Origin of the sequence: Nonomuraea sp. NPDC049758 (assembly GCF_040674635.1) — a bacterium.
Classification (GTDB): Bacteria; Actinomycetota; Actinomycetes; order Streptosporangiales; family Streptosporangiaceae; genus Nonomuraea.
This window is the reverse complement of the sequence record NZ_JBFAMZ010000007.1, coordinates 420,096-444,589: the sequence shown is the minus strand read 5'-3', so window position 1 is coordinate 444,589 and position 24,494 is coordinate 420,096. Positions and strand designations below refer to the sequence as shown.

Below are 24,494 nucleotides of genomic sequence, written 5' to 3'. Positions count from 1 at the left end.
GGCGGTGTCAGCGGACGCCGGTCACGTCCGCGTGCCGGACCGCAGCGCGCCCCGCAGCAGGGGGCGGGCCGCCAGGGCGACGACCACGGCGGCCAGCACCCCGGCGCCCGCCATGAGGACGGCCCTGGTCAGCGCCCACGGCAGCGACTCGACGCGGTAGACGCTCACCAGGGGGAGCACCACCACGGCGACCCCCGACACGGCCGCCACCACGCAGACCGGCAGCGCCGCGACGACCGCCTGCCGCACGAGCACCCCGCCCAGCGCCCGTTCCGGCACCCCGGCGGCGGCCAGCGCGGCGAACGAGCGGCGATGGTCGATCAGCTCCTCCGCCTGGTGCACCACCAGCGCGATCGACGAGGTCGCCAGGGCCAGCAGGAGCGCGACGTCCACCAGCGCGTGGCCCTGGGAGTAGCCCACGGCGGCCTGCTGGGCCCCGGCCCCCGCGCCGAAGAAGACGGTCAGGCTCACCACGGACAGGGCCCTGGCCCACGCCCGGGGGTCGGCCTCGACCAGCCGCGCGGCCAGCAGCGTCTCCGGCGACCGGGCCCGCCGCCCGGCCCTGCGGGCGTACGCCCTGATCAGCCAGGTCGTGGCCAGGGTCGCGCCGATCAGCAGCAGGACCAGCCCGGCCGCCATGGCGGTCACCGTCCCGTACTTGCCGACGACGGGGAAGCGGCCCTTGACCGACAGCCCGACGACGAGCAGGCCCACGCCCGCCGCGAACAGGACCAGGTCCAGCACACGCGGCCCCCGCACGCGTGCGCGGCGGGTCACGCCCAGCGGCGAGGTGACGACGTGCCGGCCGGCGCGGGCCCCCGACAGGACCCCGCCGAGCGTCACCAGCGCGACGACCACGGGGATCTGCGGCAGCGGCCCGCCGAGGTGGGTGACGACGTAGAGCGCGCCGCCGGTCAGCGAACCGGCCAGCGCCAGCAGGCCGCCCTCCAGCGCGCCCAGCCGCCGTACGTTGCCCGGCGTCGCGCCCGCCAGCCGCAGGGCGGCCAGCCGCCGTTCCCTGGTGGCCGAGGCCAGCCGGTTGGCCTGGTGGACCAGGCCGGCGACCGGCACGGCCAGCAGCGCCAGGCCGAGCCCGGTCAGGGAGCCGTCCTCGTCCTGGAAGTCGGCCATGCCGACGGCCGTGCAGACCAGGAACGTGGCCACCGCCGCCCCGGCGGCGACCAGCCGGGCGCGCACGCGTTCGGCCCGCGAGCGGCCCCTGTGCAGCATGCCGAGTACGGTGATCATCGTTCCGCCCCCACCAGGACGGCGCCGTCGCGCAGCGGGATCTCGCGGTCGGCGTAGGCGGCCACCCGGTTGTCGTGGGTGACCAGGACGACGGCCGCCCGGCCGGCGCGGGCCGCGCCGAGCAGCGCGCCCATCACCTGTTCGCCGCCGAGCGTGTCCAGGGCTCCGGTGGGCTCGTCGGCGAACACCACGCGCGGGCCGGTCACCAGCGCCCGCGCGATGGCGACCCGCTGCCGCTGCCCGCCGGACAGCTCGCCGGTGCGCCGCCCGGCGCAGCCGGACACCTCCAGCCGGGCCAGCCACTCGGCCGCGGCGGTCATCGCCTTCTGCCTGCCGTGCCGGTCGAACAGCAGCGGCAGCGCGACGTTCTCCGCCGCGGTCAGCTCGGGCACCAGCTCGCCGAACTGGAAGACGACCCCGAAGCTCTGGCGTCGCAGCCGGGTCAGGTCGTCCTCGGGCAGCGTGTCGATGCGCGTGCCGTCGAGGACGACCTCGCCGGACTCCGGCCGGACGACCCCGGCCAGGCAGTGCAGCAACGTCGACTTGCCCGCGCCGCTCGGACCGGTGATCGCGACGATCTCGCCCTCCGCGATCGCGAGCGAGACGCCGTTCAGCGCCCTGGTGCCGCCGAACGACTTGCCCAGGCCCCTGGCCTCAAGCATCGGTGTCCTCCTTCATCCGCGCGAGCGCGGTCTCGATCCAGCGCAGGTCGGCGTCGAGGTGCTGGAGCGCGTAGTCGGCCGCCAGCACCTGGGCGGGCGAGCCGGTCGCCTTCTCGGCGGTCAGCTCCCGCATGCGGGCCAGGTGGGCCTCGCGTTGCCGCAGGAGGTGGCCGTCGGCGGCCTTCCCCGCGACGGCGACCCGGGCGAACAGGGGGCTGGCGACGTACGGCGCCGACGGCTCGACGGCGTTGAGCCACCGCTCCAGCTCCGCCCGGCCGGCCTCGGTGATCGCGAACAGGGTGCGCTCGGGACCGCCCTCCTGCTGCGTCTCGGCCACCTCCGCCAGGCCGTCGCGTTCCAGGCGTTGCAGCGTGGCGTAGACCTGCCCGTACGCCAGGGGCTTGGCGCCGGCGAGACGGTGATCATGCTCTTTCTTGAGCTCGTAGCCGTGCTTCGGCCGCTCGGCGAGGAAGCCGAGCAGCACGTGTCCGGTTGACATGATCACGACTATACATTCAATGAATAGTCACGCAAGCGGAACCGGCGGGCCTCACACGAGGCGGGCCTCGTAGGCGGCGATGACCAGGTGCACGCGGGTGCGGGCGCCGAGTTTGGTCAGCAGGCTGCTGACGTGCGTCTTGACCGTGCTCATGCTGACGAACAGGGTGCCGGCGATCTCCGCGTTCGACAGGCCCCTGGCGACCAGGACGAGCACTTCGCGCTCGCGTTCGGTGATGTCCAGGCCGCCGTCCCCGGACGGGGGACGCACGTAGCGCTCGACCAGCCGCCGCGTCGCGGTCGGCGCCAGCAGCGACTCGCCGGACGCGACCACGGCCATGCTCCTGATCAGCTCGGCCGGCGGCGTGTCCTTGAGCAGGAAGCCCGCCGCGCCCGCCCGGAGCGCCCCGTAGACGTAGTCGTCGAGGTCGAAGGTGGTCACGATGAGCACGCGCGTCTCCGGCCGATCCGCACAGATGAGGCGGGTGGCCTCGATGCCGTCCATCTCCGGCATGCGCACGTCCATCAGCACCAGGTCGGGACGGTCGCGTCCGGCCGCCGTCACCGCCTGCGCGCCCGTGGCGGCCTCGCCGACCGCCTGGAACCCCGGCGTGGAGTCGATCAGCCGCCGGAAGCTCGCCCTGATGAGCGCCTGGTCGTCGGCCACCAGCACCCTGATCACAGCGGCAGCCTCGCCCTCACCTGGAAACCGCGCACGGGACGGACGCCCGCCTCGAACTCGCCCCCGAAGACGCGCACGCGCTCGCGCAACCCGGTCAGGCCGTGCCCGTACGGCCGCGCCCGGCCGCGCGTGCCGTCGTCGGTGACCTCCACGGTCAGCGCGTCCGGGAGGCGTTCGATGCGGACGAGGGCCTGCCGGGCGCCGGCGTGCTTGAGCACGTTGGTCAGCGCCTCCTGGACGATCCGGTAGACCGTCGGCCCCAGCTCGCCGTCCACGGTCCCGTCGATCGACAGCTCCACCTCCAGGCCCGCCGCCCTGGTGCGCGCGACGAGCGCGTCGAGATCGGCCAGGCCGGGGGCCGGGGCGAGCTCGGCCGCGTCGTCCTCGCGCAGCACGCCGAGCAGCTGCCTGGTCTCCCGCAGGGCCGACCTGCTGGTCTCCTCGATCGAGGCGAGCGTGCGGCTCATCTCCTCCGCCCCGCCCACGTGGCCCGCCACGCCCGCCTGCACCGCGATCGTGCTGAGGCTGTGGCCGATGACGTCGTGCAGCTCCCGGGCGATCCGCAGCCGCTCGGCGACGGCCTCCGCACGGGCCCGCTCCTCCGCCTGCGCGGCCAGCTGCCCGGTGTAGAGCCCGCGCTGGCGTACGGCCGTGCCGGCGGCCCACGCGGCGAGCAGGATCGCCAGCGTCAGCCCGAGCCGGTCGCGGACCGCGGCCGTCAGGGGGACCTCGGCCACGCCCTGCGCGGCCACCGCGCCCGCCACCAGCAGCGGCAGCACGGCCCTGCTCCGCGTGGCCAGCGTGTACAGCACGAGCGGCAGGCAGAGCAGCTCGGCGTGGGGAAGCAGGAACTCCCGCGTGCCGAGCCCGCCCAGCAGGACGACCACGAACACCGGCCCCGGCCACAACCGCCTGACCGCCACGGGCAGCCCGGCCGCCAGCGCCGCCGCGAAGTCCAGCGCACCGGGCTCGGCCGGGTTCCGCGAGTAGGTGAGCCCGGCGTAGCCGAGCGCGACGACCAGCGCGACGACGGCGTCGAGGGAAATCCAGCCCCAGGCGGGCACCCGGTTCAGCAGCGGCGGACGGATCTGTTGGCGCACGGTGCGAACCTAACCCGGCGGCCACGCCGGCCGTATCGGTCCCAGGACCGATGCACGCCGGGCCGGAGGCCGTGGAGGGTGAGGAACATGATCGAAGTCACCGGACTCACCAAACGCTTCGGCCGGGCCCCGGCCGTGCAGGACCTCACCTTCACGGTCCGGCCCGGCCGGATCACCGGCTTCCTCGGCCCGAACGGCGCGGGCAAGACCACCACCATGCGCGTGCTCCTCGGCCTCGAACGGCCCACCGCCGGACGGGCCACCGTGAACGGCCTGCCCTACCGCGCGCTGGACCGGCCCCTCACCCACGTCGGCGCGCTGCTGGACGCCTCCGCCGTGCAGGGCGGGCGGCGCGCGGAACAGCACCTGTGGTGGCTGGCCCGCTCCAACGGCCTCGACCGGGCCCGCATCGGCCCGCTGCTGGACCTCGTGGGGCTCGGCGGGGCGGCGGGCCGCCGCGTCGGCGGGTTCTCGCTGGGCATGAAGCAGCGGCTCGGCCTCGCCGCGGCGCTGCTCGGCGACCCCGAGGTGCTGGTGCTCGACGAGCCGGCCAACGGGCTCGACCCCGAGGGCATCCGCTGGATGCGCGGCCTGCTCAGGTCGCTGGCCGCCGAGGGCCGCACCGTGCTGGTGTCCAGCCACCTCATCGGCGAGATGGCGGTCACGGCCGACCATCTCGTCGTCCTGGCGGGGGGCAGGCTGCGCGCCGACGCCGCGCTCGGCGAGCTGGTCGGGCCGGGCGGCTCGCTGGAGGAGACGTTCATGGAGCTCGTCGGAAGGGGGGAGCGGTGAACGCGCTCGCGGCCGAGTGGATCAAGTTGCGGACCCTGCGTTCCACCTGGTGGGCGCTCGGCGTCGGGGTGCTGGTGTCGCTCGCGCTCACCGTGCTCGGCGCCGCCACCGTCATCTCGCGCTGGGACCCGGGCCGCACGGGGGACCAGGCGGCCATGGGGGTCGTGGTCGCCGTGTACGTGGGGGTGGTCCTGGCCCAGCTCCCGCTCGGCATGCTGGGCGCGATGACCGCCAGCGGCGAGCACACGTCCGGCATGATCGACGTGACGTTCGTGGCGATGCCGTCGAGGGCGCGCGTGCTGGTGGCCAAGGCGGTCGTCCTGGGCGGCGTCGCGGTGGGCGGCTCGCTGCTCATCGCGGTGCCCGGTTACCTCTACGGGCGGTTCGTCGCCGCGGAGTTCCACCCGTCGTGGCTGCCCGCGGGGGCCTGGACGGTCGTCGCCGGCGGCACGCTCATGATCGTCGTGGCCACCCTGCTCGGGCTGGCGCTCGGCACGGTCCTGCGCAACGGCGCGGTGGCGACGGCGGCGCTGGTGGTGATCGTCCTGGTGGCGCCGTTCGCCGCCCGCGTGCTGCCGGGCGGCGACGTGGTCAACCGGGTCCTGCCCGGGTACCCGGCCCTCCAGCTCATCGAGCAGGTGCCGGACGTCATGCCGACCTGGGCGGCGTTCGCCGTGCTCGGCGCGTGGGCGGTGGTCCCGCTGTCCGTCGCCGTGGTCGCCGCCGCGCGTTCCTGACGCCGGGCGGGCCGGCCGGGCAGGGGTCAGGGCCGGGCTCAGGGCCGGGCTCAGGGGAGGGCTCAGGGGAGGGCGAGGAGGCTGACGGCGAGGGCCGCGGCGCCCAGGCCGACGAGCTGGCCGCGGTGGATGCGCTCGGCGAGCACGCCGCGGGCGAGCAGCACCGTGCCGGCCGGGTAGAGGGCGGTGACCACGGCCACCACGGCCAGGTCGCCGCTGCGGGCCGCGAGCAGGAACAGCAGGTTCGCCACCGAGTCGAGCACGCCCGCGGTCGCCGACAGCGCGTACGCGGGCCGCTCGGGGCCCAGCCGGCGGCGCAGCAGCCCGGCCGCGGTCAGGGTGACGACCGAGGAGACCGCCCGTCCCACGATCAACGGCGCCACCCCGCTGTCGGACGGCGCCTGGTGCAGGAAGACGAGCTGGAGGGCGATCGCCGACCCGGCGCCGAAGGCCAGCAGCAGCGCCGTCCGCGACGGACGCGCCGACCCCGCGCCGTGCCCCGCGCTGACCAGGACGACCGCCACCAGCGCGAGCGGCAGCCCCACCAGCCCGGCGGCCGACAGGTGCTCGCCCTGGAGCAGCCCCACGGCGACGGGCAGCGCGGCCGACACCAGCGCGGTCACCGGCGACAGCACGTTCATCGGGCCGATCGCCAGCGTGCGGTAGAGCAGGGCGAACACGGCCGCCGACGCGACGCCCGAGGCCGCGCCCCAGCCGAGCGCGGCGGGGCTGAACGACGCGCCGAGCATCGGCCACAGCAGCAGCTCGACCACGAGGCTGGCCGGGGCCGCGACCATCACGGTACGCAGCACATGGGCCCTGCGGGCGCCGAGGCCGCCGAGGAAGTCGGCGCAGCCGTAGGCGAGCGAGCTGCCCAGAGCCAGCAGCAGAGCGATCACGACACCTCCCGGACAGTCAGCGGAACGACCAAAGAGTACATTAGAATGACCGCAGGAGCACAACGGACCGACCGCGCAGTACATTCCACCGGTCCGCCCCGCGAGGAAGGTGAACCAGATGGCCGAGCCGGCCCGCGCCCTGCGCACGGTCGCCCACAACGTCAAGACGGCCCGCACCCGCGCCGGCCTGTCCCTGGAGGAGCTCGGCCGGCGCGCCCAGGTCAGCAAGGGCGCGCTGGTGGCGCTGGAGAAGGCGCAGGGCAACCCCAACCTGGCCACGCTGGTCCGGCTGGCCGACACCCTGGGCATCTCGGTCTCGGCCCTGATGCAGGGGCCGCCGGAGGGCCGGCTGCGCGTGGTGGCCGCCGACGCGGTGGCCCCCTTGTGGACCGGGCCGCGCGGCGGCCAGGCCCGGCTCATGCTGACCACCACGGGCCCGGCCCCCGTCGAGGTATGGCGCTGGCGGCTGGAACCCGGCGAGGAGTACCCCAGCCAGCCCCACCAGGCCGGGGTGGTGGAGACCCTCAGCGTCGTCTCCGGACGGATGACGCTCGTCCTCGACGGCGCCGAGCACCCCGTCGAGGCGGGCCAGACCGCCACCTTCGACGGCGACGCCCCGCACGGCTACCGGGGCGAGGGCGACGGCGCCTGCAACATGATCATGACGGTCCACCTCCCTCCGGGCCCCTGGACCGCCGGCCGGCCGTGAGGTCCGCTCGCCGTCAGGAGGCCAGGCGCTCGATGGCGAAGGCGGACAGGAAGCCCACGGTGGTGATCAGCCCGGTGAGGACGTGCGCCTGCTCGAACGCCTCCGGGATCATGGTGTCGGCCACCATGGCCAGGATGGCGCCGGCCGCGATCGCGGTGATCAGCGCGATCGCCTCGGGGGAGGCCGACCGGAGGGTCAGGTAGCCGATCATGGCCGCCACCCCGCTGATCACGGCGATGCCGCCCCAGACGCCGAACACGTACGCGGGGCTGCGCCCGGCCCGTCGCATGCCGGCGGCGCTGGACAGGCCCTCGGGGACGTTGGAGACGAACACCGCCGCCACGACGGCGAGGCCGATCTCGCCGCCGTGCAGCAGGGACAGCCCGAGCACCACCGACTCGGGGATGCCGTCGAGCAGCGCGCCGACGGCGATGGCGGCGCCGCTGCCCTGCGCGTCGGCCTCGCTGGGCTGCTGGTCGCCGGAGCGTTTGCGGTGCCGGGCGCCGTGCCGCGCCAGGATCGCGTTGGCCGCCACGTACGCGCAGGCTCCCGCCAGGAAGCCGACGGAGGTGGGCAGCAACCCGCCCGACCGTTCGGCCTCGTCCAGCAGTTCGAAGGAGAGCGCCGAGATCAGCACCCCGGCGCCGAAGGCCATGACGGCGGCGATCGCCCGCGCCGGGACCCGCACCAGCATCGCCACGGCCGCGCCGAGGACCAGCGCGCCTCCGGCGACCAGCCCCCATGTCCCCGCCTCCAGCCACTCAGGCATGTGCACCGATCCCTCTCGCGTCCTCTGTCCCCGCCCTCAGGTTCTCTCGCCCACGCCCTTCCCGTCACCCGTTCGCGCAGCCGCGCCGGAGGTGGGGATTGGGGTGGAACGCCCCGGGTAGGGCAGGCGGCGGTCCGCCCCCGTCGTGAGGAGACTTGGATGGAGCGCCGCCACACCCCTTGCACGCCGCGTCCGGCGCGACAGCTCTACGAGATCACCGCCCTGGACGCGGCGGCCGACCGCTGGCACACCATCGGCTGGGGGATCGACCAGGCGGAGGCCGAGTCGGCCGCGCGGGCGTGCGTCACCCGGCCGGTGCCGCCCTACCGGGCCGCCCGGATCCGGCGCGACGGCCGGGTCCTCGCCGAGCACCGCCGCACCGCGTGAAGGCGCCGCCGTCGCCGCGCGTGGCGCTGCCGGTGATGTGCCACCGGTGGGCGCACATCACGTTCCTGCACTGGCGCTACCCCGTCGAAGTGGTCCGTGAGCTGGTGCCGGACGAGCTCGCCGTCGAGACCATGGACGGGTCGGCGTGGGTGGGGGTGACGCCGTTCCTCATGGAGGACGTACGGGTGCCCGGCCTGCCCGCCGTGCCGTGGTTGTCGGCGTTCCCGGAGACCAACTGCCGCACGTACGTGCGGGACGCGCGCGGCCGTTCCGGCGTCTGGTTCCTGTCCCTGGACGCGGGACGGCTGCTGGCCGCGCTCGGCGGGCGCTCCGGCTACCGGCTGCCCTACCACTGGTCCGACATGTCGGTCCGGATCGACCGGCAGGGCCGCCGCTACCGCTGCCGCCGGCGGTGGCCGGGGACGCGGGGCGTGCGGTGCGACGCCGAGGCGGAGGTGGGCGGCGTCCTGCGGGAGGAGGAGCAGGACGAGCTCGCGCACTTCCTGACCGCCCGCCACCGGCTGTTCACCCAGGTGGCGGGCCGGCTGGCCGCGGCCGAGGTCGAGCACCCGCCGTGGCCGCTGCAGCACGTCGAGCTGACCGGCCTCGACCAGGACCTGCTGCGGGCCGCCGGCCTGCCCGACCCGGCCGGCCCGCCCCTCCTGCACGCCTCCCCGGGCGTGGACGTACGCGTCGGCATGTGGTCGTGGTGACCTGACGCGGTGGCGGGAAGGGCGGCCGAGCGGAAGGTACTCAGGGATGACTCCGGTCTCCTCCTCCAGTCGGATGGTCTTGTCGGAGGAACTGATCGATGATCAGGTCCCCGAACGATTGGAGTCGCGATGCGAAGACCAGTCCTGATCCTCACCCTCTTATCGGCCCTCGCGGCGCCGCTGGCGCCGGTCCCCGCGGCCGCCGCCACCGGTGGCACAGCCGCCCCGGCCGTGCGGTGGGCGCCGTGCGCGGAGGATGCCGCGGTCGACTGCGGGACGCTGACCGTGCCGGTCGACTGGAACGACCCGCGCGCCGGGACCTTCGAGCTGGCCCTCGCCCGGCGCCGGGCGAGCGACCCGGCCGCCCGCATCGGGTCGCTGGTGATCAACCCCGGCGGCCCCGGCGGCTCCGGCGTGGACGCCGTGGTGAACAACTGGCTCGGCTTCACCCCCGAGATCACCAGCCGCTTCGACGTGGTCGGCTTCGACCCGCGCGGCGTGGGCCGCAGCCATCCCGTCACCTGCTCGCTGGAGCTCGCCCAGCAGGCGCCCGACCCGCTGTCGATCAAGGACCAGGCCGGCTGGGACGCCCTGCTCGCCTTCAACCGGCGCTACGGCGAGGACTGCCGCCGGCGCACCGGCCCGCTGTTCGACAACGTCCACACCGGGTACGTGATCCGCGACCTCGACGCCCTGCGCGCCGCCCTCGGCGACGACAAGCTGACCTACTACGGCGTCTCGTACGGCACCCTGATCGGCCAGCTCTACGCCGAGCGCTACCCGCGCCGCGTCCGCGCCCTCGCGCTGGACAGCAACATGGACCACAGTCTCGGCACCCAGGCGTTCCTGGACACCGAGGCCTGGACCTCCCAGGACTCCTTCAACGAGTTCGTCGCCTGGTGCGGCCGGACCGACTCGTGCGCGCTGCACGGCAGGGACGTCCGCGCGGTGTGGCACGAGCTGCTGGCCAGGGCAGAGCGGGGCGAGCTGACCTTCCCCGGGCAGCCGGACGTCAAGCTGCGCAGGCTCGACCTCATCGGCCTGGCCTTCGGCGCGTTCTACGGGCCGGCCTGGAGCCAGCTCGCCCAGCTGCTGGCCGCCATGGAGAGCGGCGCCGGCCAGGTCAGCCCGCTCTTCGCGCCGCCCGTCCGGGCCGCCGGGGAGACCGTCAACGACGCGAGCTTCGTCTTCTGCCAGGACTACGCGCTGCCCGTCCGCGGCTACCGCGACTGGGACCGGCTGCTCCGCCGGTCGGCGGCCCTAGCGCCGGACATGCTGGTCAGCGCCGCGGCGCACCCGCTCGCGCTGGCCTGCCAGGGCACGGCCACGCCCAACCGGCAGCACCGGCTCAGGGTGGACGGCTCGCCGGCGCTCCTGCTCGGCAACGCCCTGCACGACCCGGCCACGCCGTACGTGTGGGCGGCCTCCACGGCGTTGCAGGCCGGCCGGCAGGCCCGGCTGCTGACCTACGAAGGTTGGGGGCACGGCATCTACGGGCGCGGCGAGTGCACGACGGCCGCCTTCGACCGCTACCTGCTCTCCCGTGACCTGCCCGCCCAGGGCGCCCGCTGCCCGGCCGTCCCGCCGGACGAGACGTCGCTCAGGCGGGTCCCGGGCCCGAGCCCGCTGCCCGGCCGCCCCGGGTGGACGTCCGTCCTGCGGTAGCCGGATGGTGACGCGGCCTCGCGGCCCCCTCTCCGCGAGGCCGCGTCCTACTCCCGGGCGCCCGTGGTCAGGCGCTCGCGGAGGGCGTCGAGGCGGGCCATGGCCGGGGTGGCGGTGATGCCGTGCAGGACGACCGAGAGCACCACGGTGAAGGCCGTCACCGCCCACAGCTCCTCGGGCGGCACGCCGAAGTCGGCGTGACCCAGCGCGTACGCCAGGTAGAACAGCGACCCCACCCCCCGGATCCCGAACAGCGAGATGACCCGGCGCTCGCGGGGGCCGGCCGGGCCCCGGACCTGGGAGAGCCAGCCCGCCAGCGGGCGGATGACCAGGATCAGCAGCGCCCCGACGAGGACGCCGCGCCAGGTGAGCGGGGCCAGGCCGCCGGCGGCGACGAATCCGCCGAGCAGGAGCAGCAGCCAGGAGGTGAAGAGCCGTTCCAGCTGTTCGACGAAGCCGTGCAGGACGTTGTTGTAGCCGTGTCCGTGCTCGACCCGGCGGATGGCGCAGGCGGCGACGAACACGGCGATGAAGCCGTAGCCGCTGACCAGCTCGGTGACCCCGTAGGCGAGCAGGGTGGCGCCCAGGGCCACGAAGCCGTCGCGGCGCTCGGCCAGGCGCAGCTCCTCGGCGGGGGAGTGGAAGAACAGCCGGCCGAGCAGGCGGCCGATCAGCAGGCCGCAGACGACCCCGGCGACGATCCGGTAGAGCACGTCCGTCAGTGCCCACTCGCCCGTCCAGCCCAGGCCGCCGGCGGTGGCCAGGGCGATGGCGGCGTACACGATGGGGAAGGCCAGGCCGTCGTTCAGGCCGGCCTCCGAGGTGAGCGCGAAGCGGACCTCGTCGTCGGCGTTCTCGGCGTCGGCGGGCTCGCCCACGCTGACGTCGGAGGCGAGCACCGGGTCGGTCGGCGCGAGCACGGCCCCCAGCAGCAGCGCGGCGGCGACGGGCCAGCCCAGCACGCCGGACGCTGCCGCCGTGACCCCGGCGACGGTCAGCGGCATCGCCCAGCCGAGCAGCCGCCAGGTCGTCGACCAGCTCCGTAACCCGATCCGCCGGTTGAGCGCCAGCCCCGCGCCCATGAGCGAGACCAGCACGCAGATCTCGGTGATGTGCTCGACGGCCGCCCGGTGGGCGACGGGATCGGGCTCGGGCAGCCCGATCGGCAGCAGGTACAGCACCATGCCGCCGAGCAGGTAGACCAGGGGAGGGGAGAAGGCCCGGCGGGCGAGCAGGCCGGGCAGGACGGCGGCGAGCAGCGCGGCGGCGCCGCCGAGGGCCAGGACGAGATCGGGGGTGGACATCCCGGCCCCACTGCCCTGATCAACTCAGGGCAATCTTCCTTTTATGCGCGCAAACCGCTCAGTATCGCTCGGATCGACAAGCCGAGGCCGTCGTCGGCATATCGCGGCAATATGCACTAATAGCTACTTTTCGCACCCCTGACTGCGCGCCTACCGTGACAGGACCCCCCAACTTCTGGAGGAGGATCCGTGTCAAGGTCTCTCCGTGTCACGCTCTCCGTCGTCCTCGCCCTCTCCTTCCTGCTGGTCACCTCCCCGGCCCAGGCCGCCGTGCTGGTCCGGGTGCTGCGGTACGACGCCTCCCGGTCGGCGGAGTTCGTCACCGTGATCGACCAGGCCGCCCAGGTCTGGAACGCCAACGTGGTGAACGTCCGGCTCATGCAGGGCACGCCCGCCAGCTTCGTCGTCCTGGCCGACAACAACTGGCCCAGGACGCTGCCCACCAGCCTCGGCCGCGGCACGATCTGGATGGGCCGCCAGGCGGTCAACCAGGGCTACTACCCGCTGCGGATCGCCACCCACGAGATCGGCCACATCCTCGGCCTGCCGGACCGGCGCACCGGGCTCTGCGGCGACCTGATGTCCGGCTCCAGCGCCCCCGTGAGCTGCACGAACGCCACCCCCAGCGTGGCCGAGCGGGCCGAGGTGGACCGCAACTTCGCCGGCAGCGCGCCCGCGGTCGAGTTCGGCCGCGTCCACGAGGACCGCTGACCTCCAACGCACCCGTCAGGCTGTCTCACTCCGCGCCGCCCCGCCGGTTCGTCCGGCGGGGTTGGCCGGAGGGCCGTGATCGTATTGTCTGGGAGCAATCGCCCCCCGACGTGAGGATCAGCGCATGCCCCGTTCGAGAGCCGTCCTGTCAGCCCTCGCCGCCGCGGCCTCGGTCCTGGCGGCGGGCGGATCGGCCGAGGCGGCGGCGGACGTGCCGTTACCCTCGGCGGTCTTCCGCGCCACGCACAACAGCTACTCGGGCAACATCGCCGGCGCCAGGAACTCGATCGCCTACCAGCTCGACCACGGCGTCCGCTTCGTCGAGCTCGACGTGCACGACAACGGGTACGCCACCGCCCGCGACTACTCCGTCGGCCACGACGCCCCCGGCGACGAGGTGGACCACGCGGGCAACCCGGCCTCCAACCTCCTCGGCGACTGGCTCGCGGTGATCGCCGGCTGGTCGGCGGCCCATCCCACGGCCGCGCCGATCGTCGTCGCCCTCGACCTCAAGGACGACCTGACCGACAACCCGTCCCACGCCGCGGGCAACCCGGCCGCGCTGAACGACGAGCTCGTCGCCGCCTTCGGGCCGCGGCTGCTGCGGGCCGAGGACTACCCGGCCGCCCCGCCTGCCGTGGACGCGCTGCGCGGCCGCGTGCTCCCGGTGATCTCCGGCGACGGCACGACCCGCACGCTGTACAAGCGCGACCTCGGCTCGAACCCGGCCGTCGCGGCCAACGCCCGCGGCCAGGTCGTGGAGGTGCACGACTCGGGCGCCGGAGCGCTGTGGCACTGGACCGGCGCGTACGGCGCCGACGGCCGGGTGACCTGGCTGCGCCACGGCAGGTACGACAGCGGCGTCACCCCCGCCGTCGCCCTCAACGACAACGGCGACCTTGTCGAGGTCCACCAGTCGCAGAACGCCACCACGCTCTGGTACCGCGTGGGACGCCTGGACGCCGCCGGCGAGATCACCTGGTCCGCCAGCCGCCAGTACGACAACGGCGTCCTGCCGACCGTCCGCTTCACCGACGCGGGCGGGACCCGGCTCCGGGAGATCCACCGCAGCCAGAGCAGCAGCCAGAACTGGGAGTGGTCGGGCGTGCTCGACGCCGGCGCGGCGAGCGTCGCGTGGAGCGGCAACGCCAGGACCTCCGACGCCCGCCACGACAAGACCACCTCCTACGGCGGCGCGCCGCGCGTGCACGTGTGGACCGGCGCCGACGGCCCGACCCCGTCGCGGACCCTGCGGGTGGACACCGACGCGTTCACCGGCGACCGCATCCGCCACCGCCAGGTCGCCTTCGCCGAGTTCCAGCAGGGCGACAGCGCGGAGCTGCGGCAGGACGCGCTGTTCTACGCCGCGCCCGCCGGGCAGGCGTCGTTCATCACCGACGCGCGGCGGGCGGGCCGGCTCGTCCGCGGCTGGGACTTCGACTCGGCGGGCCAGGCGACCGATCCGCCGGCGAACTACCCGGCCACCAACCATCCGTACGACGCCTGGTACCAGGACCTGCTCACGCGGACGGGCGCGGTGGAGTGACCGGCGGACGGCGGCGGGTCAGCACGCGGGTGGTGCCGCCGTCGTCCTCGGTGATGTCGCGCACGTGCTCGAAGCCGAGCTTGCGCAGCACGGCCAGCGAGGCGAGGTTGTCCGGCGCGACGGTGGCGTGCACCTCGGTGAGGCCGAGGGCGTCGAAGCCGTGGCCGACGATCGCCTCGGCCAGCTCCCGGCCCAGGCCCGCCCCCCACACCGCCGGGACCAGCGCGTAGATGAGCTCGTGGCCCGACACGGTGTCGGTCGGCTTGATCTCGGCGTGCCCGACCAGCTCGCCGTCCCGGCGTACGGCCCAGACGGCGAACAGGTCCTGGGCGTAGACCTTGCTGAAGATGCGGCCGAACAGCGCGCGGTCCTCGGCCTCGGTGGCGGTGCCGTCCCCCATCCACCGCGTGACCCGTGGATCCTGGAACATGGCGACGAACGCGTCCTCGTCGGCGGGGACGTACGGCTCCAGCAGCAGCCGCTCGGTGCGCAGAGTAGGGGTCATGAACGGCGAACCTACTCGAACGCCGCGCGCCCCGACGACTCATTTTCCGCCGGAGCGCCGCAGGTCACGCCTCCAGTTCGGCCGCCCGGCGCAGGTCCTTGGGCCGGCCCAGGGCGCGGCGCATCCGGATCAGGTCCTCCCGCGAGACGTAGTGGACCTCCAGGCCGCCGGGGCCGGTCGCGGTCAGCGCGCGGTCCAGGCACTCGCCGACCCGAAGCCCGCCCCAGGGGAGCGCCGGGGTGCAGCAGTCGCCGCCGGCCCCCGGCGAGGTGAAGTGCGTCTTCGGGCGCAGCAGGGAGTCCGGGTGCAGGGGCAGCGGGCCGCCCGTCTCGTCGGCGAGCCGGGCGCCGACGGAGGCGAAGGCGCCGGCCAGGGCCGGGGCGTGGGCGGGGCGGCCGTCCCAGAGCAGGTCGAGGTCGCCGGTCAGCTCGGCGGAGCCGTGCATGATGCCGGCGACCTGCCCGATCACCACGGCCCGGACGCGATGCCGGTGCAGGGCTTCGAGCAGGGGGAACGGGTCGAAGCCGAGGGCGCCGTCGGTGCCGATCGTGCCGGCGTCGTCGTCGGCGTCCTCGTGGCCCACGCCGGTGGCCCCCCGGTCCAGGGCCAGTTCGCGGGTACGTCGTGCGGCGGCGCGGAGGCGGTCCAGCGGTTCGTCGATCATCCGGACATGCAACACCGGCCGCCGCCGTGGCGCACGCGAATTTCCCCGTGCTAACTTGGCCGTATGACCAACTTGGCCGAGCGGCCAAATTCGCCGCGCGGCGACCGCCGTCGCGAGCAACTGGTGGAGACCGGGGTCGCGCTGCTGGGCGAGCACGGATGGCCCGGCGTCACCACGCGGGCCGTGGCCGAGCGGGCCGGCACCAACCCCGGGCTGATCCACTACCACTTCGGCGGGCTGCCCGGCCTGCGCGAGGCGATCTTCCGCCGCGCCACCGACCTCGTCGTCGGCCCGCTGGTCACCGAGCTGCTGGCCGCCGACGACGAGCGCGCCGCGCTGGCCCTGCTGCGCGGCCTGCCGGCCCGGGCGGCGGCCGACGGGCCGACGACCCGGCTGGCCGCCGAGCTGATCGTGGGCGCCACCCGCGATCCGGCCCTGGGCGCCCTGCTGCGCGACGAGCTCCGCCGGGCCCGCGGCCGCATCGCCGCCCGCCTCGGCCGCCTGCGCCCCGGCTGGCCGGCCGACCGCCTCGACGGCGTCGCCACGCTCGTCACCGCCGCGATCGACGGGCTGATGCTGCACCACATGATCGACCCCGCCCTCCCCGTGGGCGCGGCGCTGTCGGCGGTGGAGGACCTGCTGGCCGCGTCGCCGCCCGGCTGAGGGAGACGGTCCTCGACCGGGCCGTCCGGGGCCCGCCCACCACGGAGGGAGACCGACCATGGAGATCGTCAGGAGACCGGACCCGCCGACCGGGCTGCGCCGCCGGCTGTGGCGGCTGCCCATCCTGCTGTACCGTCTCGGCCTCGGGCCGCTGCTCGGCGGCCGCGTCATGCTGCTCACCCACACCGGACGCGTCTCGGGCCTGCCCCGCCGGGCCGTCATCGAGGTCGTCCAGCGCGACGGGCAGGGCTACGTGGCCGCCTCCGGCTTCGGCCCCAAGGCCGACTGGTACCGCAATGTCATGGCCACCCCGCAGGTGAGCCTGCAGGTCGGCGGGCACCGCTTCCGCGCCACGGCGGTGCCGCTGGAGCCCGGCGAGGGCGCGGACATCATGGCCCGGTACGCCCCCCGCCACCCGGCCGCCGCCCGCCGGCTCTGCCGGATCATGGGCTTCGCCGTCGACGGCGGCGTGGACGACTACCGCGAGGTGGGCAGCCGCATCCCGTTCGTCCGGTTCGTATCGGGGTGATCGGCGCCGCGACCGCCGGCGCCCATCCCCGGCCGCTGACCATCCGCGCCACCGCCGGCCAGGTCACCCGGCTGTCCCTGCTGAAGATCGACCGGCTCGCCGCCATCGAGGTCCTGCCCGCCCAGGCGGCGTGACGTCCCGGCGGGCTACCCGCCGGTTCCGTGCGCGGGCGGCTCGCCGGAGGGGAACAGGATCGCGCTGAGCAGGTAGGGGGCGCGGCCGGGGGCCGGAGTGTTGCCCAGCCGGTCGCCCAGCACCGCCAGCAGGTCGGTCAGCATCGCGGCGAGCTCGCCGGGGCTGAGCCACACGGTGCCCTGCCGGTAGGAGACCGAGTCGGCGACCGGATCGGCGCCCTCGCGGCGCAGGTAGGCGTCGAACTCGGCGATCAGGACGGCCATGGCGGCGGCGAACCCCCTGCGGTGGTCGTCGAGCGACATCGACGCGGCGGCCCCCGCGTCGATCGCGGGACGGTCCTGGCGCAGCCGGTAGCGGCGCTCGGTGGCCCCGCGTACGCGCTGCTCGCCCTCGACCTCCAGGAACCCGCCCTCGGTCAGGTGCGCGACCTGGCGATAGACGGTGATCTTGGGAACCTCGGGCATGCGGGCGCAGAGCTGCGCGATCGTCATCGTGCCCGCGGCGGCCACGGCGTGCACGATGCGCAGCCGTACGGGGTGCAGCAGCTGCTCGACAGGGTCCATGGCCTAACGATTTCATATGAGATACCGTTATCCAAAATGAAAACGTTCGGTTCGCGGAGCGGAGGAGGCGGCATGCGGGACGTCCCAGGGCGGACGGTGCCGGTGAACGGCCGGCACGTCTATGTCGAGGAGACCGGTGAAGGGCACTTACCGGTGGTGTTCGAGGCCGGCGGGGGCTGCGGGCGCACCTGCTGGGACGCGGTGACGCCGCTGCTGGCGAGCAGGGCGAGGCTGGTGACCTACGACCGGGCCGGGCGCGGGCGCAGCGGCCCCGCCGCCGGGCCGCTCGGCATCGACGACCTGGCGGCCGACCTGGTCGCGATGACCGAGGCCGTCGTGCCGGGGGAGTTCGTGCTGGTCGCGCACAGCATGGGCGGGCTGGTCGCCCGCCGTGCCGCCGAGCTGCTGGGGCCCCGGCTGCGCGGGCTGCTGCTGGCCGACGTCCTGCCGGAGACCTCGCCGGTGTACGACACCTGGGACCGGACCGCCGCGCAGGTCGACCGCGTGATGGCGGTGACGCAGGCGCTCAGCCGGTTCCGTCTGCCGGCGCGGCTGTTCAGCGGGAACGTCCGGCGGCTGTTCCCCGCCGACACCTACCGGACCATGCTCGCCGAGGACTTCACCCCCGCCGGGGTCGCCCGGACGCGCCAGGAGATCCGGGCCGTGGCCGCCGCCATCCCGGAGTTCCGGGCGCGACCTCCTCGGCTGCCGCGCTGCCCGACGATCGTGTTGTCGGTGACCCGCGCCGCCCGAGGGCGGGAGCGCCGGCACGCCGCCAACCGCGAGCACCAGCGCCGCTACGCCGACAGCCTGCCCGACGGACGCCACGAGGACGTCCTCTCGGGCCATCTGGTCCAGGCCGAGCAGCCGCACCTCGTCGCCGACCGCACGGTGCGGCTCATCGGGTGAAGCAGTCGCCGGACGGGGTGAGCCGGGCGGACATGTTGCGTTCCATCATGTTCAGCGCCGCCTGCCCGAGATCGTGGTGGATGGCCGCCACGCAGTCGGGCGGCACGGTCAGCTCGTAGTGCCGCACGTACGCGTCCAGCGCGCTGTACAACACGCACTGCTCCGTCACCTGCCCGGCCAGGACGACCCGCTCGACCCCGCTGTGCGACAGCAGGTACTCCAGCGACGTGCCGAAGAACGCGCTGTGCCGCACCTTGGGCAGGAACGCGCACCCCGGCGGCGGCAGGACCGGCTGGACCAGGTCCGGCCGCCGGCCCTTCATCGCCCGCTCCTCGATCTCCCGCCGGTCGGCGGCGAAGTCGCCGTAGTTGTCGTTGACGTAGACCAGCTCGACGTCGTCCCGCTCGCGGGCCCGCGCCACCAGGTCCGCGAGCGGCTCGACGATCGGCTCCACCTGCCGGGCGAGCCGCTCGGCGTCCTGGTGCTCGTACGGGTTCAGCATGTCGATGACGACCAGCGCAGATCTTGCCATAAACCCTGTCCTGTCCAGCTACCTGCTGTTTTATCCAGGACAAATCAGGGCATGGCGCGGTCGGTCAGTTGTCGTCGATGAACCGCTGGGCGAGGGTCCGGCCCAGCGTCACGGCCTGGTCGTGGTTCTCGATGGCCGCCACCTTCGTCCCCGAGCCGGTGAACACGATGTACGTGACGCCGGAGTCGGTGCCGCCGTTGCTCGGGTCGGGGTTGATGCCGAGGTCGGCGGCGGTGCGGTAGGAGGCCTCGCCGATGATCCCCGACGGGCCCGTGTCGCCCGTGACCGCGTACTCGACCTGGCCGTTGTAGATGACCGCCACCACCGTCCCGCAGCCGATGCCCTTGGTCCGGTAGTCCCAGATCGAGCTGGGGCTCGGCACCACCACGTACGGGAGCTGCGCGGCGTTGAGCGGCGTGTCCGAGGTGGTGTGGCAGAACGTCTCGGCCTGGAAGCAGCAGTCGGTGCTCTCGTTGCACTGCGCGGTCCGGACGCCGTCGCAGTCGATGTCCAGGTCGCCCTTCCAGAACACGCCGCCGGTCTTGCCGCACACCGCGACGGTCCCGGAGGAGACGTCGGAGTCGGTCTTGTACTTGCCGTTGGAGATCTGGGAGCACGTGGTGACCTTGGCGAGGAGCTGGTCGGCGGTGGGCCCGCCGGCGCCGCCGGTCGTGGTGCCGGTGACCGCGGCGCTGTGCCCGGACTCGTTGCCCGCGGCGTCCACCGCCGTGATCGTGTACGTGTGCGTGGACCCGGCGGCCAGCCCCGCCACCGTGGCGCTCGCGGTGGGCGAGGTGGCCACCACGGTCGTGCCCTCGTGGACGCGGTAGCCGGTGACGCCCACGTTGTCGGTGGAGTCCGTCCAGGCCAGGGAGATGCCGGTGGCCGAGACGCCGGTCACCCGCGGGCTCGCCGGCACGGTGGGCGCCTGGCCGTCGGCGCCGCCGGCGCCGCTGACCGACAACCTGTCCACGTTCGGGCCGCCCTCGGCGCCGGTCCCGGTCGCGCGGACGGTGTTGACGCCGGCGTTCAGCGTCACCGTGGCGCGGACGTCGGCCCAGGTGTCCCAGCCGCCGGTGCCGGGGAAGGCCAGGCCGGTCACCGCCGTGACGCCGTTGACGGCGACGTCCATCGGGCGGCCGGCGGCGGTGCCGTTGGCGTATCGGAAGGTCAGCGTGTGGCTGCCGGCCTCGGCCACGTTGACCGACCATTCGACCGAGCCGCCGGGCGCGTTGACGTAGTCGACGAACCCGGCGCCGGTGTAGCCGGTGTGGTTGGTGGCCACGCTCGCCCCCGTCAGCGTCGCGGCCTCGGCCTGGTACTCGGTGGCCGGGACGTCGGCGGTCGTGGCCTCCAGGAAGTCGAGGTTGGGGTTGCCGCCCGCGGACGCGGCGGTGACCCGGATCTTGTTGTCGCCCCGGTTCAGGGCGGCGGTGAGGGTGGAGGTCGCCCAGGTGTCCCAGTTCGCGGTCGCGCCGAACGAACGCCCGGCGGACACGACCGTCCCGTTGACGGAGACGTCGGCGACGCGGGCGGAGCCGGTGCCGTTGGCGTACCTGATGGCCAGGGTGGCGGTGCCGGCCGCCGGGGCGTCGACGGTCCACTCCGTGTACGGGCCGGCCGCGTTGACGCTGTTGACGAAGCCGGTGCCGGAGAACCCGGCGTGGTTCGCCTCGACGGCGCCCTGGACGTTGGCGGCGTTCTCGGCCTCGTAGCGCACGGTCGCCGCGCGCGCGGGCAGCGCCACGAGCGCGGAGACGGCCAGGCACGCGGCGGCGACCGGGACGAGGGTGCGTAAGCGGGTTGCGAGCACGGTCACTCCCTCGGGGGGCTATTGGATGGCGGAGCGGCGGATCGTGTCGGCGCTGCCGTCGCCGTTGTTGTCGGAATTGGTCGAGCCGAACCAGATGGCGGCGGCGCCCGGCACTTTCTCGACCACGCGCAGCCTGCCGTACGTGCCGTTGAAGTAGGAGTTGACCGTCGAGACGTTCTCGCCGTTCAGGACGATGCGCCACAGCCGCTGCCCGCGCAGCGCCGCCATGAAGACCGTGTTGCCGACGATCGCGATGCCGCTCGGCGAGGCCTCGGCGACGCCCCAGGTGTACTTGGGGTTGGTCATGCCGGAGGTGGTGCAGGTGCCCTCGCAGGTGGGCCAGCCGTAGTTCTTGCCGGGCTGGATCAGGTTGAGCTCGTCACGCGCGGAGTTGCCCAGCTCCGACGACCACAGCCGGCCTGCGGAGTCCCACGCCAGGCCCTGCGGGTTGCGGTGGCCGTAGCTGTAGACGCGGGTGCCGAACGGGTTGCCGGGCGCGGCGGCGCCGGTCCTGGTCAGGCGCAGGATCTTGCCGTTGAGCGAGTTCAGGTTGGGCGCGTTGGCCGACTGCTGGGCGTCGCCGGTGGTGGCGTACAGGTAGCCGTCGGGGCCGAAGCGGATGCGGCCGCCGTTGTGGTACCGGTTCTTGTCGATGCCCTGGAGGATCGTGGTGTAGCCGCTGAGCGTGCTGCCGTTGAAGTTCATCTTCGCGATGCGGTTGCCCTCCGCGGCGGTGTGCATGAAGAACACCTCCTGGTCGGTCGTGCCGTTCCAGGTGGGGGAGAGGTCCAGGCCCATCAGGCCGCCCTCGCCGTCGGTGGTCTGCACGTTCGGCACGGTCCCGACCTGCGTCTTCGTGCCCGACGGTGTCACCTTGAACACCTTGAACGTGTCCCGCTCGGTGACCAGCGCGAACGAGCCGTCCGGCGTCCAGGAGGCGTCCCAGGGCACGTCCCAGCCGCCCGCGACGGAGGTCGGCGTCTGGGGCACGGTCCCGCAACCGCCCGTGGTGAACGCGGCCGACGCCGCGCTCGGCGCGGAGAGCTGGCCGGCGGTGTCGCGGGCGACGACGTCGAGCTGGTAGGTGTGCGCGCACTCCAGCGGCACGCTCGTGCTGGTGGCCGGCGGTGCGCCGGTGACGGTGGCCAGCACGGCGCCGGAGGCGTGGTCGCGGACCAGGTAGGCGCGCACGCCGCCGTCGTCGGTGGAGGCGGCCCAGGTGACGGTCGCCGACGTGGGCTGGACGCCGCTGACCGCGGGCGTGCCGGGCGGCGAGGGCGGGTCGTCCGGCGGCGCGGGCAGCGTGTGGCAGGCGGCCTCGGGGCTGCTCAGCGAGACGTTGCCGGAGGCGTCCCGGGCGAACACCGACAGCTGGTAGCCGAAGTCGGGGGTCAGCCCGGTCAGCGTGGCCGGCGGCGCGGGGGCGGTGGCGATGAGCTGGCCCTGCTGGTAGATGTCGTAGGCCACGACGCCGATGTCGTCCGTGGCGGGCGGCCAGTCCAGCTTGAGGCTGTTGTGGGTGATCTCGCCGCACACCGGCTGGCCGGGCGCGGTCGGCTTCTGGGTGTCGGCCGGTCCGCTGACGCGCAGCCGGTCGAGGTTGGGGCCGCCGTCCGCGGTGGTCGCGGTGGCCCGTACGGTGTTGGCGCCCGCGTTCAGGGTGGCGTTGAGCGTGACCTCGTTCCAGGTGGTCCACGCGCCGGTGCCGGGGAAGGAACGGGTGCTCGCGGCGCCGTTCACCGAGACGCTCAGCGGCCGGTCGATCGTGGTGCCGTTGGCGTAGCGGAAGGTCAGGCTCTGCGGGCCGGTGGCCGCCGCGCTGACCTGGAACTCGACGTACGAGCCGGTCGCGTTGTCGTAGTTGACGAAGCCGGAGCCGGTGTAGCCGGCGTGGTTGGACTCCACGACGCCCCGCGCGATCGTGGCGGTCTCGGCCTGGTAGTCGGTGAAGCCGCTGACCTGGACGTCGGCGTCGAGGTAGTCCCAGTTGGGGTTGCCTCCGGCCGTGGCGGCGGTGGCCCTGATCGTGTTGGAACCCGCCTTGACCTGGGCGGTCAGCGTGACCGTGGCCCAGGTGTCCCAGTTCGCGGTGGGGGCGAAGGCGCGGGAGGCGGCCACGACCGAGCCGTTGACGGAAAGGTCGGCGGGCCGGTCGCCGGTGGTGCCGTTGGCGTAGCGCAGGGCCAGCGTGGCGGTTCCGGCGCCGGGCGCGTCGACGGTCCACTCCGTGTAGGAGCCGGCGACGTTGTCGCCGTTCACGAAGCCGCTGCCGGAATAGCCGGTGTGGTTGGACTCGACGGCTCCCTGCGAGAGCGTCGCGTTCTCGGCCTCGTACCTGGTGGGGGCGGCGTCGGCGGGGCCGGCGGGCACGGCCAGCGCGCCCGCGACCAGCGCGAGGACGCATAACCGGGGCTTCCACGAGTTCATCGGGTGGCTCCTGGGGGTGAGCGGCTTTTCATCGTGTTCCCACAGGGAGTCACACCCGTCAACAAGTTGTCGATCTTGGAACGCTCCAACTTTAGGAAACTTTACTAACTCGGCCCGGAAGAGACATCGGAGGTGCAGGCGGCCGTGGACAGACATCCGTGCGAGATGTATGCCTGGAGCAGATGGGAGGTCGGATCTGTGATCGTCACCTCTGGGCGGGAGGCCGACACCATGCGGCCCGGAAACCGACGTCAACGCTCACCCCCGGCGGCTGGACAGCCACGCGGTGCTGCCGGGACGATACGTGATCATGGACCAGAACGACCCCGGGGAGCCGCGCCTGCGGCCGGCCGAGCCCGATGACCACGGCCGCATCGTCGCCGTGCTGGACGACTGGTGGGGACGGCCGATCAGCGCCGGGCTGCCGCGCCTGTTCCTCGACCACTTCCACCGCACCAGCCTGGTGGCCGAGGACGACGACGGCCTGGCCGGGTTCCTCGTCGGCATCCTGTCGCCCTCGACGCCCGGCCTCGCCTACGTGCACTTCGTCGGCGTCGCGCCGCGCCTGCGCGGCGGCGGCCTGGCCCGCCGCCTCTACCGGCGCTTCTTCGCGCTCGCCACGGCCGACGGGCGCGACCGGGTCAGGGCGATCACCTCCCCGGTCAACGGCCCGTCCATCGCCTTCCACGCCGCGATGGGCTTCACGGTCACCGGGCCCGTCCCGGACTACGACGGCCCCGGCGTCGACCGCGTCGTCTTCGAGCTGTGGCTCCCGCCACGCTGACGGCCGCGCCCGCTCATCGGGGTTCCGTACGGGCGTTGAGCCGGTTCAGGGTCGTCGCGAGGGCCGATCCGTAGACGACGTGCCCGAGGGCCATCACCGCGGGACGGCCGGGCCGGTCGCGGGAGACCGGCGGCAGGATGTCCAGGTTCGGGATCCAGCCCTCGTAGCTGGCGATCCAGATCGTCAGCGCGTATCCGACGCCCAGCGCGGACGGGGTGCGGCGCCCGCGGGTGAGCAGGCCGTACAGGGCTCCGGCGGTGACGCCGAACCCCAGGTGGGCCAGTGCCCCCACGACCCCCTCGCCCGGTTTGGGCCGGTGCCGGTGGCCGGGCAGCAACGCCCGCGCGATGCGTTTCGGCGGCTGGTCCTCCATCAGGCCCGCCCGGCTGCCGGCGAGCATCACCACGCTCATCGCCGCGGTCGCCACGGCGCCGCCCGCGGCGCCCTTCATGAGGTTGCGCATGCGAAGCCCGGTGCCCGGGACGGGACGCCGGAAACCGGCCATGACCCAGAACACGGCCGGCGGCTGACATGCCGGCCGGCCGGCG

General features: G+C 74.2%; 28 protein-coding genes. 13 read left to right on the top strand and 15 right to left on the bottom strand.

What is annotated here, in order from left to right:
* Positions 1-21: 21 nt before the first annotated feature.
* From AB0J46_RS21640 to AB0J46_RS21620, 5 genes are read right to left on the bottom strand one after another with little or no spacing between them, the layout of a single operon-like run.
* Complete coding sequence (locus tag AB0J46_RS21640; RefSeq protein ID WP_364334529.1) at positions 22-1,248, bottom strand: hypothetical protein; 1,227 nt, start codon at positions 1,246-1,248, stop codon at positions 22-24.
* Positions 1,245-1,910 (bottom strand): ABC transporter ATP-binding protein, encoded by a 666-nt coding sequence (locus AB0J46_RS21635; RefSeq protein WP_364334526.1) that lies wholly within the window; start codon positions 1,908-1,910, stop codon positions 1,245-1,247. The genes AB0J46_RS21640 and AB0J46_RS21635 overlap by 4 nt, the downstream gene beginning before the upstream one ends.
* The gene (locus tag AB0J46_RS21630) at positions 1,903-2,409 is read right to left on the bottom strand and encodes a PadR family transcriptional regulator (RefSeq protein WP_364334523.1); all 507 of its coding nucleotides are present in this window, start codon (positions 2,407-2,409) and stop codon (positions 1,903-1,905) included. The genes AB0J46_RS21635 and AB0J46_RS21630 overlap by 8 nt, the downstream gene beginning before the upstream one ends.
* 51 nt (positions 2,410-2,460) lie before the next feature.
* The gene (locus tag AB0J46_RS21625) at positions 2,461-3,090 is read right to left on the bottom strand and encodes a response regulator transcription factor (protein ID WP_364334520.1); all 630 of its coding nucleotides are present in this window, start codon (positions 3,088-3,090) and stop codon (positions 2,461-2,463) included.
* Positions 3,087-4,190, bottom strand: a complete 1,104-nt coding sequence (locus AB0J46_RS21620) for a histidine kinase (protein WP_364334517.1) — start codon at positions 4,188-4,190, stop codon at positions 3,087-3,089. Before AB0J46_RS21620 ends, AB0J46_RS21625 begins: the two co-directional genes overlap by 4 nt.
* 87 nt (positions 4,191-4,277) lie before the next feature.
* Between AB0J46_RS21620 and AB0J46_RS21615 the strand changes: the two genes are divergently transcribed.
* Both AB0J46_RS21615 and AB0J46_RS21610 read left to right on the top strand, forming a co-directional pair.
* The gene (locus AB0J46_RS21615; protein ID WP_364334514.1) at positions 4,278-4,982 is read left to right on the top strand and encodes an ATP-binding cassette domain-containing protein; all 705 of its coding nucleotides are present in this window, start codon (positions 4,278-4,280) and stop codon (positions 4,980-4,982) included.
* On the top strand, positions 4,979-5,719 hold the full coding sequence (locus tag AB0J46_RS21610) for an ABC transporter permease (protein WP_364334511.1): 741 nt from the start codon (positions 4,979-4,981) through the stop codon (positions 5,717-5,719). The genes AB0J46_RS21615 and AB0J46_RS21610 overlap by 4 nt, the downstream gene beginning before the upstream one ends.
* Positions 5,720-5,781: 62 nt before the next feature.
* Here the strand turns inward: AB0J46_RS21610 and AB0J46_RS21605 are convergent, their stop codons facing one another.
* Positions 5,782-6,618, bottom strand: coding sequence for an EamA family transporter (locus AB0J46_RS21605; protein ID WP_364334508.1), 837 nt, complete (start codon positions 6,616-6,618; stop codon positions 5,782-5,784).
* Between the two features lie 118 nt (positions 6,619-6,736).
* Here AB0J46_RS21605 and AB0J46_RS21600 point away from each other — a divergent pair, with 118 nt between their 5' ends.
* On the top strand, positions 6,737-7,327 hold the full coding sequence (locus tag AB0J46_RS21600; protein WP_364334505.1) for an XRE family transcriptional regulator: 591 nt from the start codon (positions 6,737-6,739) through the stop codon (positions 7,325-7,327).
* A 13-nt stretch (positions 7,328-7,340) separates the two neighbouring features.
* On the opposite strand, the gene AB0J46_RS21595 is transcribed toward AB0J46_RS21600, so the two are convergent.
* Complete coding sequence (locus tag AB0J46_RS21595; RefSeq protein ID WP_364334502.1) at positions 7,341-8,096, bottom strand: ZIP family zinc transporter; 756 nt, start codon at positions 8,094-8,096, stop codon at positions 7,341-7,343.
* A gap of 159 nt (positions 8,097-8,255) precedes the next feature.
* Between AB0J46_RS21595 and AB0J46_RS21590 the strand changes: the two genes are divergently transcribed.
* The 3 genes from AB0J46_RS21590 (at position 8,256) to AB0J46_RS21580 (ending at position 10,861) form a co-directional block, all read left to right on the top strand.
* Positions 8,256-8,483 (top strand): hypothetical protein, encoded by a 228-nt coding sequence (locus AB0J46_RS21590; RefSeq protein WP_364334499.1) that lies wholly within the window; start codon positions 8,256-8,258, stop codon positions 8,481-8,483.
* Positions 8,480-9,196: a DUF2071 domain-containing protein gene (locus tag AB0J46_RS21585; RefSeq protein WP_364334496.1), complete on the top strand. Its 717-nt coding sequence runs from the start codon at positions 8,480-8,482 to the stop codon at positions 9,194-9,196. The genes AB0J46_RS21590 and AB0J46_RS21585 overlap by 4 nt, the downstream gene beginning before the upstream one ends.
* A 129-nt stretch (positions 9,197-9,325) precedes the next feature.
* Positions 9,326-10,861 carry an alpha/beta fold hydrolase gene (locus tag AB0J46_RS21580; protein ID WP_364334494.1) on the top strand — a complete coding sequence of 512 codons (1,536 nt, stop codon included), beginning with the start codon at positions 9,326-9,328 and terminating at the stop codon, positions 10,859-10,861.
* 47 nt (positions 10,862-10,908) lie between these two features.
* Here AB0J46_RS21580 and AB0J46_RS21575 read toward each other — a convergent pair whose 3' ends face one another.
* Complete coding sequence (locus tag AB0J46_RS21575) at positions 10,909-12,165, bottom strand: cation:proton antiporter (RefSeq protein ID WP_364334492.1); 1,257 nt, start codon at positions 12,163-12,165, stop codon at positions 10,909-10,911.
* A 189-nt stretch (positions 12,166-12,354) separates the two neighbouring features.
* Between AB0J46_RS21575 and AB0J46_RS21570 the strand changes: the two genes are divergently transcribed.
* Together AB0J46_RS21570 and AB0J46_RS21565 are read left to right on the top strand one after the other, a co-directional pair.
* Positions 12,355-12,876: a snapalysin family zinc-dependent metalloprotease gene (locus AB0J46_RS21570; protein WP_364334489.1), complete on the top strand. Its 522-nt coding sequence runs from the start codon at positions 12,355-12,357 to the stop codon at positions 12,874-12,876.
* 124 nt (positions 12,877-13,000) lie between these two features.
* Entirely contained in the window at positions 13,001-14,422 is a 1,422-nt protein-coding gene (locus AB0J46_RS21565; RefSeq protein ID WP_364334486.1) for a hypothetical protein, read from the top strand.
* Here AB0J46_RS21565 and AB0J46_RS21560 read toward each other — a convergent pair.
* Positions 14,397-14,927, bottom strand: coding sequence for a GNAT family N-acetyltransferase (locus AB0J46_RS21560; protein ID WP_358293562.1), 531 nt, complete (start codon positions 14,925-14,927; stop codon positions 14,397-14,399). The two genes, AB0J46_RS21565 and AB0J46_RS21560, sit on opposite strands and share 26 nt — an antisense overlap.
* 64 nt (positions 14,928-14,991) lie before the next feature.
* Positions 14,992-15,591 (bottom strand): hypothetical protein, encoded by a 600-nt coding sequence (locus AB0J46_RS21555; RefSeq protein WP_364334483.1) that lies wholly within the window; start codon positions 15,589-15,591, stop codon positions 14,992-14,994.
* Between the two features lie 63 nt (positions 15,592-15,654).
* Here AB0J46_RS21555 and AB0J46_RS21550 point away from each other — a divergent pair, with 63 nt between their 5' ends.
* Genes AB0J46_RS21550 through AB0J46_RS21540 form a run of 3 tightly spaced genes read left to right on the top strand, consistent with a single transcriptional unit; the run spans position 15,655 to position 16,917 of the window.
* On the top strand, positions 15,655-16,254 hold the full coding sequence (locus tag AB0J46_RS21550; RefSeq protein WP_364334480.1) for a TetR/AcrR family transcriptional regulator: 600 nt from the start codon (positions 15,655-15,657) through the stop codon (positions 16,252-16,254).
* A 58-nt stretch (positions 16,255-16,312) separates the two neighbouring features.
* Positions 16,313-16,783 carry a nitroreductase family deazaflavin-dependent oxidoreductase gene (locus AB0J46_RS21545; protein WP_364334477.1) on the top strand — a complete coding sequence of 157 codons (471 nt, stop codon included), beginning with the start codon at positions 16,313-16,315 and terminating at the stop codon, positions 16,781-16,783.
* A complete protein-coding gene (locus AB0J46_RS21540) occupies positions 16,780-16,917 on the top strand; it encodes a hypothetical protein (RefSeq protein ID WP_364334474.1) in 138 nt (45 codons plus the stop codon). The genes AB0J46_RS21545 and AB0J46_RS21540 overlap by 4 nt, the downstream gene beginning before the upstream one ends.
* Before the next feature lie 12 nt (positions 16,918-16,929).
* Here AB0J46_RS21540 and AB0J46_RS21535 read toward each other — a convergent pair whose 3' ends face one another.
* Positions 16,930-17,481 (bottom strand): helix-turn-helix domain-containing protein, encoded by a 552-nt coding sequence (locus tag AB0J46_RS21535; protein WP_364334471.1) that lies wholly within the window; start codon positions 17,479-17,481, stop codon positions 16,930-16,932.
* A gap of 72 nt (positions 17,482-17,553) precedes the next feature.
* On the opposite strand from AB0J46_RS21535, the gene AB0J46_RS21530 reads away from it, so the two are divergent.
* A complete protein-coding gene (locus AB0J46_RS21530) occupies positions 17,554-18,390 on the top strand; it encodes an alpha/beta hydrolase (RefSeq protein ID WP_364334468.1) in 837 nt (278 codons plus the stop codon).
* Here AB0J46_RS21530 and AB0J46_RS21525 read toward each other — a convergent pair.
* The 3 genes from AB0J46_RS21525 to AB0J46_RS21515 all read right to left on the bottom strand — a co-directional run bounded on the left by AB0J46_RS21525 (position 18,380) and on the right by AB0J46_RS21515 (position 23,162).
* Positions 18,380-18,922 carry an isochorismatase family cysteine hydrolase gene (locus AB0J46_RS21525; protein WP_364334465.1) on the bottom strand — a complete coding sequence of 181 codons (543 nt, stop codon included), beginning with the start codon at positions 18,920-18,922 and terminating at the stop codon, positions 18,380-18,382. The genes AB0J46_RS21530 and AB0J46_RS21525 overlap by 11 nt on opposite strands.
* Positions 18,923-18,986: 64 nt before the next feature.
* On the bottom strand, positions 18,987-20,735 hold the full coding sequence (locus tag AB0J46_RS21520) for a CBM35 domain-containing protein (RefSeq protein WP_364334462.1): 1,749 nt from the start codon (positions 20,733-20,735) through the stop codon (positions 18,987-18,989).
* Between the two features lie 18 nt (positions 20,736-20,753).
* A complete protein-coding gene (locus AB0J46_RS21515; protein ID WP_364334459.1) occupies positions 20,754-23,162 on the bottom strand; it encodes a PQQ-dependent sugar dehydrogenase in 2,409 nt (802 codons plus the stop codon).
* Positions 23,163-23,472: 310 nt separating this feature from the next.
* Here AB0J46_RS21515 and AB0J46_RS21510 point away from each other — a divergent pair, with 310 nt between their 5' ends.
* Positions 23,473-23,946, top strand: a complete 474-nt coding sequence (locus AB0J46_RS21510; protein WP_364334456.1) for a GNAT family N-acetyltransferase — start codon at positions 23,473-23,475, stop codon at positions 23,944-23,946.
* 13 nt (positions 23,947-23,959) lie between these two features.
* Here AB0J46_RS21510 and AB0J46_RS21505 read toward each other — a convergent pair whose 3' ends face one another.
* A complete protein-coding gene (locus AB0J46_RS21505) occupies positions 23,960-24,409 on the bottom strand; it encodes a DUF6789 family protein (RefSeq protein WP_364334453.1) in 450 nt (149 codons plus the stop codon).
* Between the last annotated feature and the right edge of the window lie 85 nt (positions 24,410-24,494).

Bases quoted from the DNA above. Each gene is read 5' to 3' on its own strand.
- AB0J46_RS21640 (WP_364334529.1), bottom strand. From the start codon at position 1,248: ATGATCACCGTACTCGGCATGCTGCACAGGGGCCGCTCGCGGGCCGAA.
- AB0J46_RS21635 (WP_364334526.1), bottom strand. From the start codon at position 1,910: ATGCTTGAGGCCAGGGGCCTGGGCAAGTCGTTCGGCGGCACCAGGGCG.
- AB0J46_RS21630 (WP_364334523.1), bottom strand. From the start codon at position 2,409: ATGTCAACCGGACACGTGCTGCTCGGCTTCCTCGCCGAGCGGCCGAAG.
- AB0J46_RS21615 (WP_364334514.1), top strand. From the start codon at position 4,278: ATGATCGAAGTCACCGGACTCACCAAACGCTTCGGCCGGGCCCCGGCC.
- AB0J46_RS21600 (WP_364334505.1), top strand. From the start codon at position 6,737: ATGGCCGAGCCGGCCCGCGCCCTGCGCACGGTCGCCCACAACGTCAAG.
- AB0J46_RS21595 (WP_364334502.1), bottom strand. From the start codon at position 8,096: ATGCCTGAGTGGCTGGAGGCGGGGACATGGGGGCTGGTCGCCGGAGGC.
- AB0J46_RS21590 (WP_364334499.1), top strand. From the start codon at position 8,256: ATGGAGCGCCGCCACACCCCTTGCACGCCGCGTCCGGCGCGACAGCTC.
- AB0J46_RS21580 (WP_364334494.1), top strand. From the start codon at position 9,326: ATGCGAAGACCAGTCCTGATCCTCACCCTCTTATCGGCCCTCGCGGCG.
- AB0J46_RS21575 (WP_364334492.1), bottom strand. From the start codon at position 12,165: ATGTCCACCCCCGATCTCGTCCTGGCCCTCGGCGGCGCCGCCGCGCTG.
- AB0J46_RS21565 (WP_364334486.1), top strand. From the start codon at position 13,001: ATGCCCCGTTCGAGAGCCGTCCTGTCAGCCCTCGCCGCCGCGGCCTCG.
- AB0J46_RS21560 (WP_358293562.1), bottom strand. From the start codon at position 14,927: ATGACCCCTACTCTGCGCACCGAGCGGCTGCTGCTGGAGCCGTACGTC.
- AB0J46_RS21555 (WP_364334483.1), bottom strand. From the start codon at position 15,591: ATGATCGACGAACCGCTGGACCGCCTCCGCGCCGCCGCACGACGTACC.
- AB0J46_RS21550 (WP_364334480.1), top strand. From the start codon at position 15,655: ATGACCAACTTGGCCGAGCGGCCAAATTCGCCGCGCGGCGACCGCCGT.
- AB0J46_RS21545 (WP_364334477.1), top strand. From the start codon at position 16,313: ATGGAGATCGTCAGGAGACCGGACCCGCCGACCGGGCTGCGCCGCCGG.
- AB0J46_RS21535 (WP_364334471.1), bottom strand. From the start codon at position 17,481: ATGGACCCTGTCGAGCAGCTGCTGCACCCCGTACGGCTGCGCATCGTG.
- AB0J46_RS21530 (WP_364334468.1), top strand. From the start codon at position 17,554: ATGCGGGACGTCCCAGGGCGGACGGTGCCGGTGAACGGCCGGCACGTC.
- AB0J46_RS21525 (WP_364334465.1), bottom strand. From the start codon at position 18,922: ATGGCAAGATCTGCGCTGGTCGTCATCGACATGCTGAACCCGTACGAG.
- AB0J46_RS21515 (WP_364334459.1), bottom strand. From the start codon at position 23,162: ATGAACTCGTGGAAGCCCCGGTTATGCGTCCTCGCGCTGGTCGCGGGC.
- AB0J46_RS21510 (WP_364334456.1), top strand. From the start codon at position 23,473: ATGGACCAGAACGACCCCGGGGAGCCGCGCCTGCGGCCGGCCGAGCCC.
- AB0J46_RS21505 (WP_364334453.1), bottom strand. From the start codon at position 24,409: ATGCGCAACCTCATGAAGGGCGCCGCGGGCGGCGCCGTGGCGACCGCG.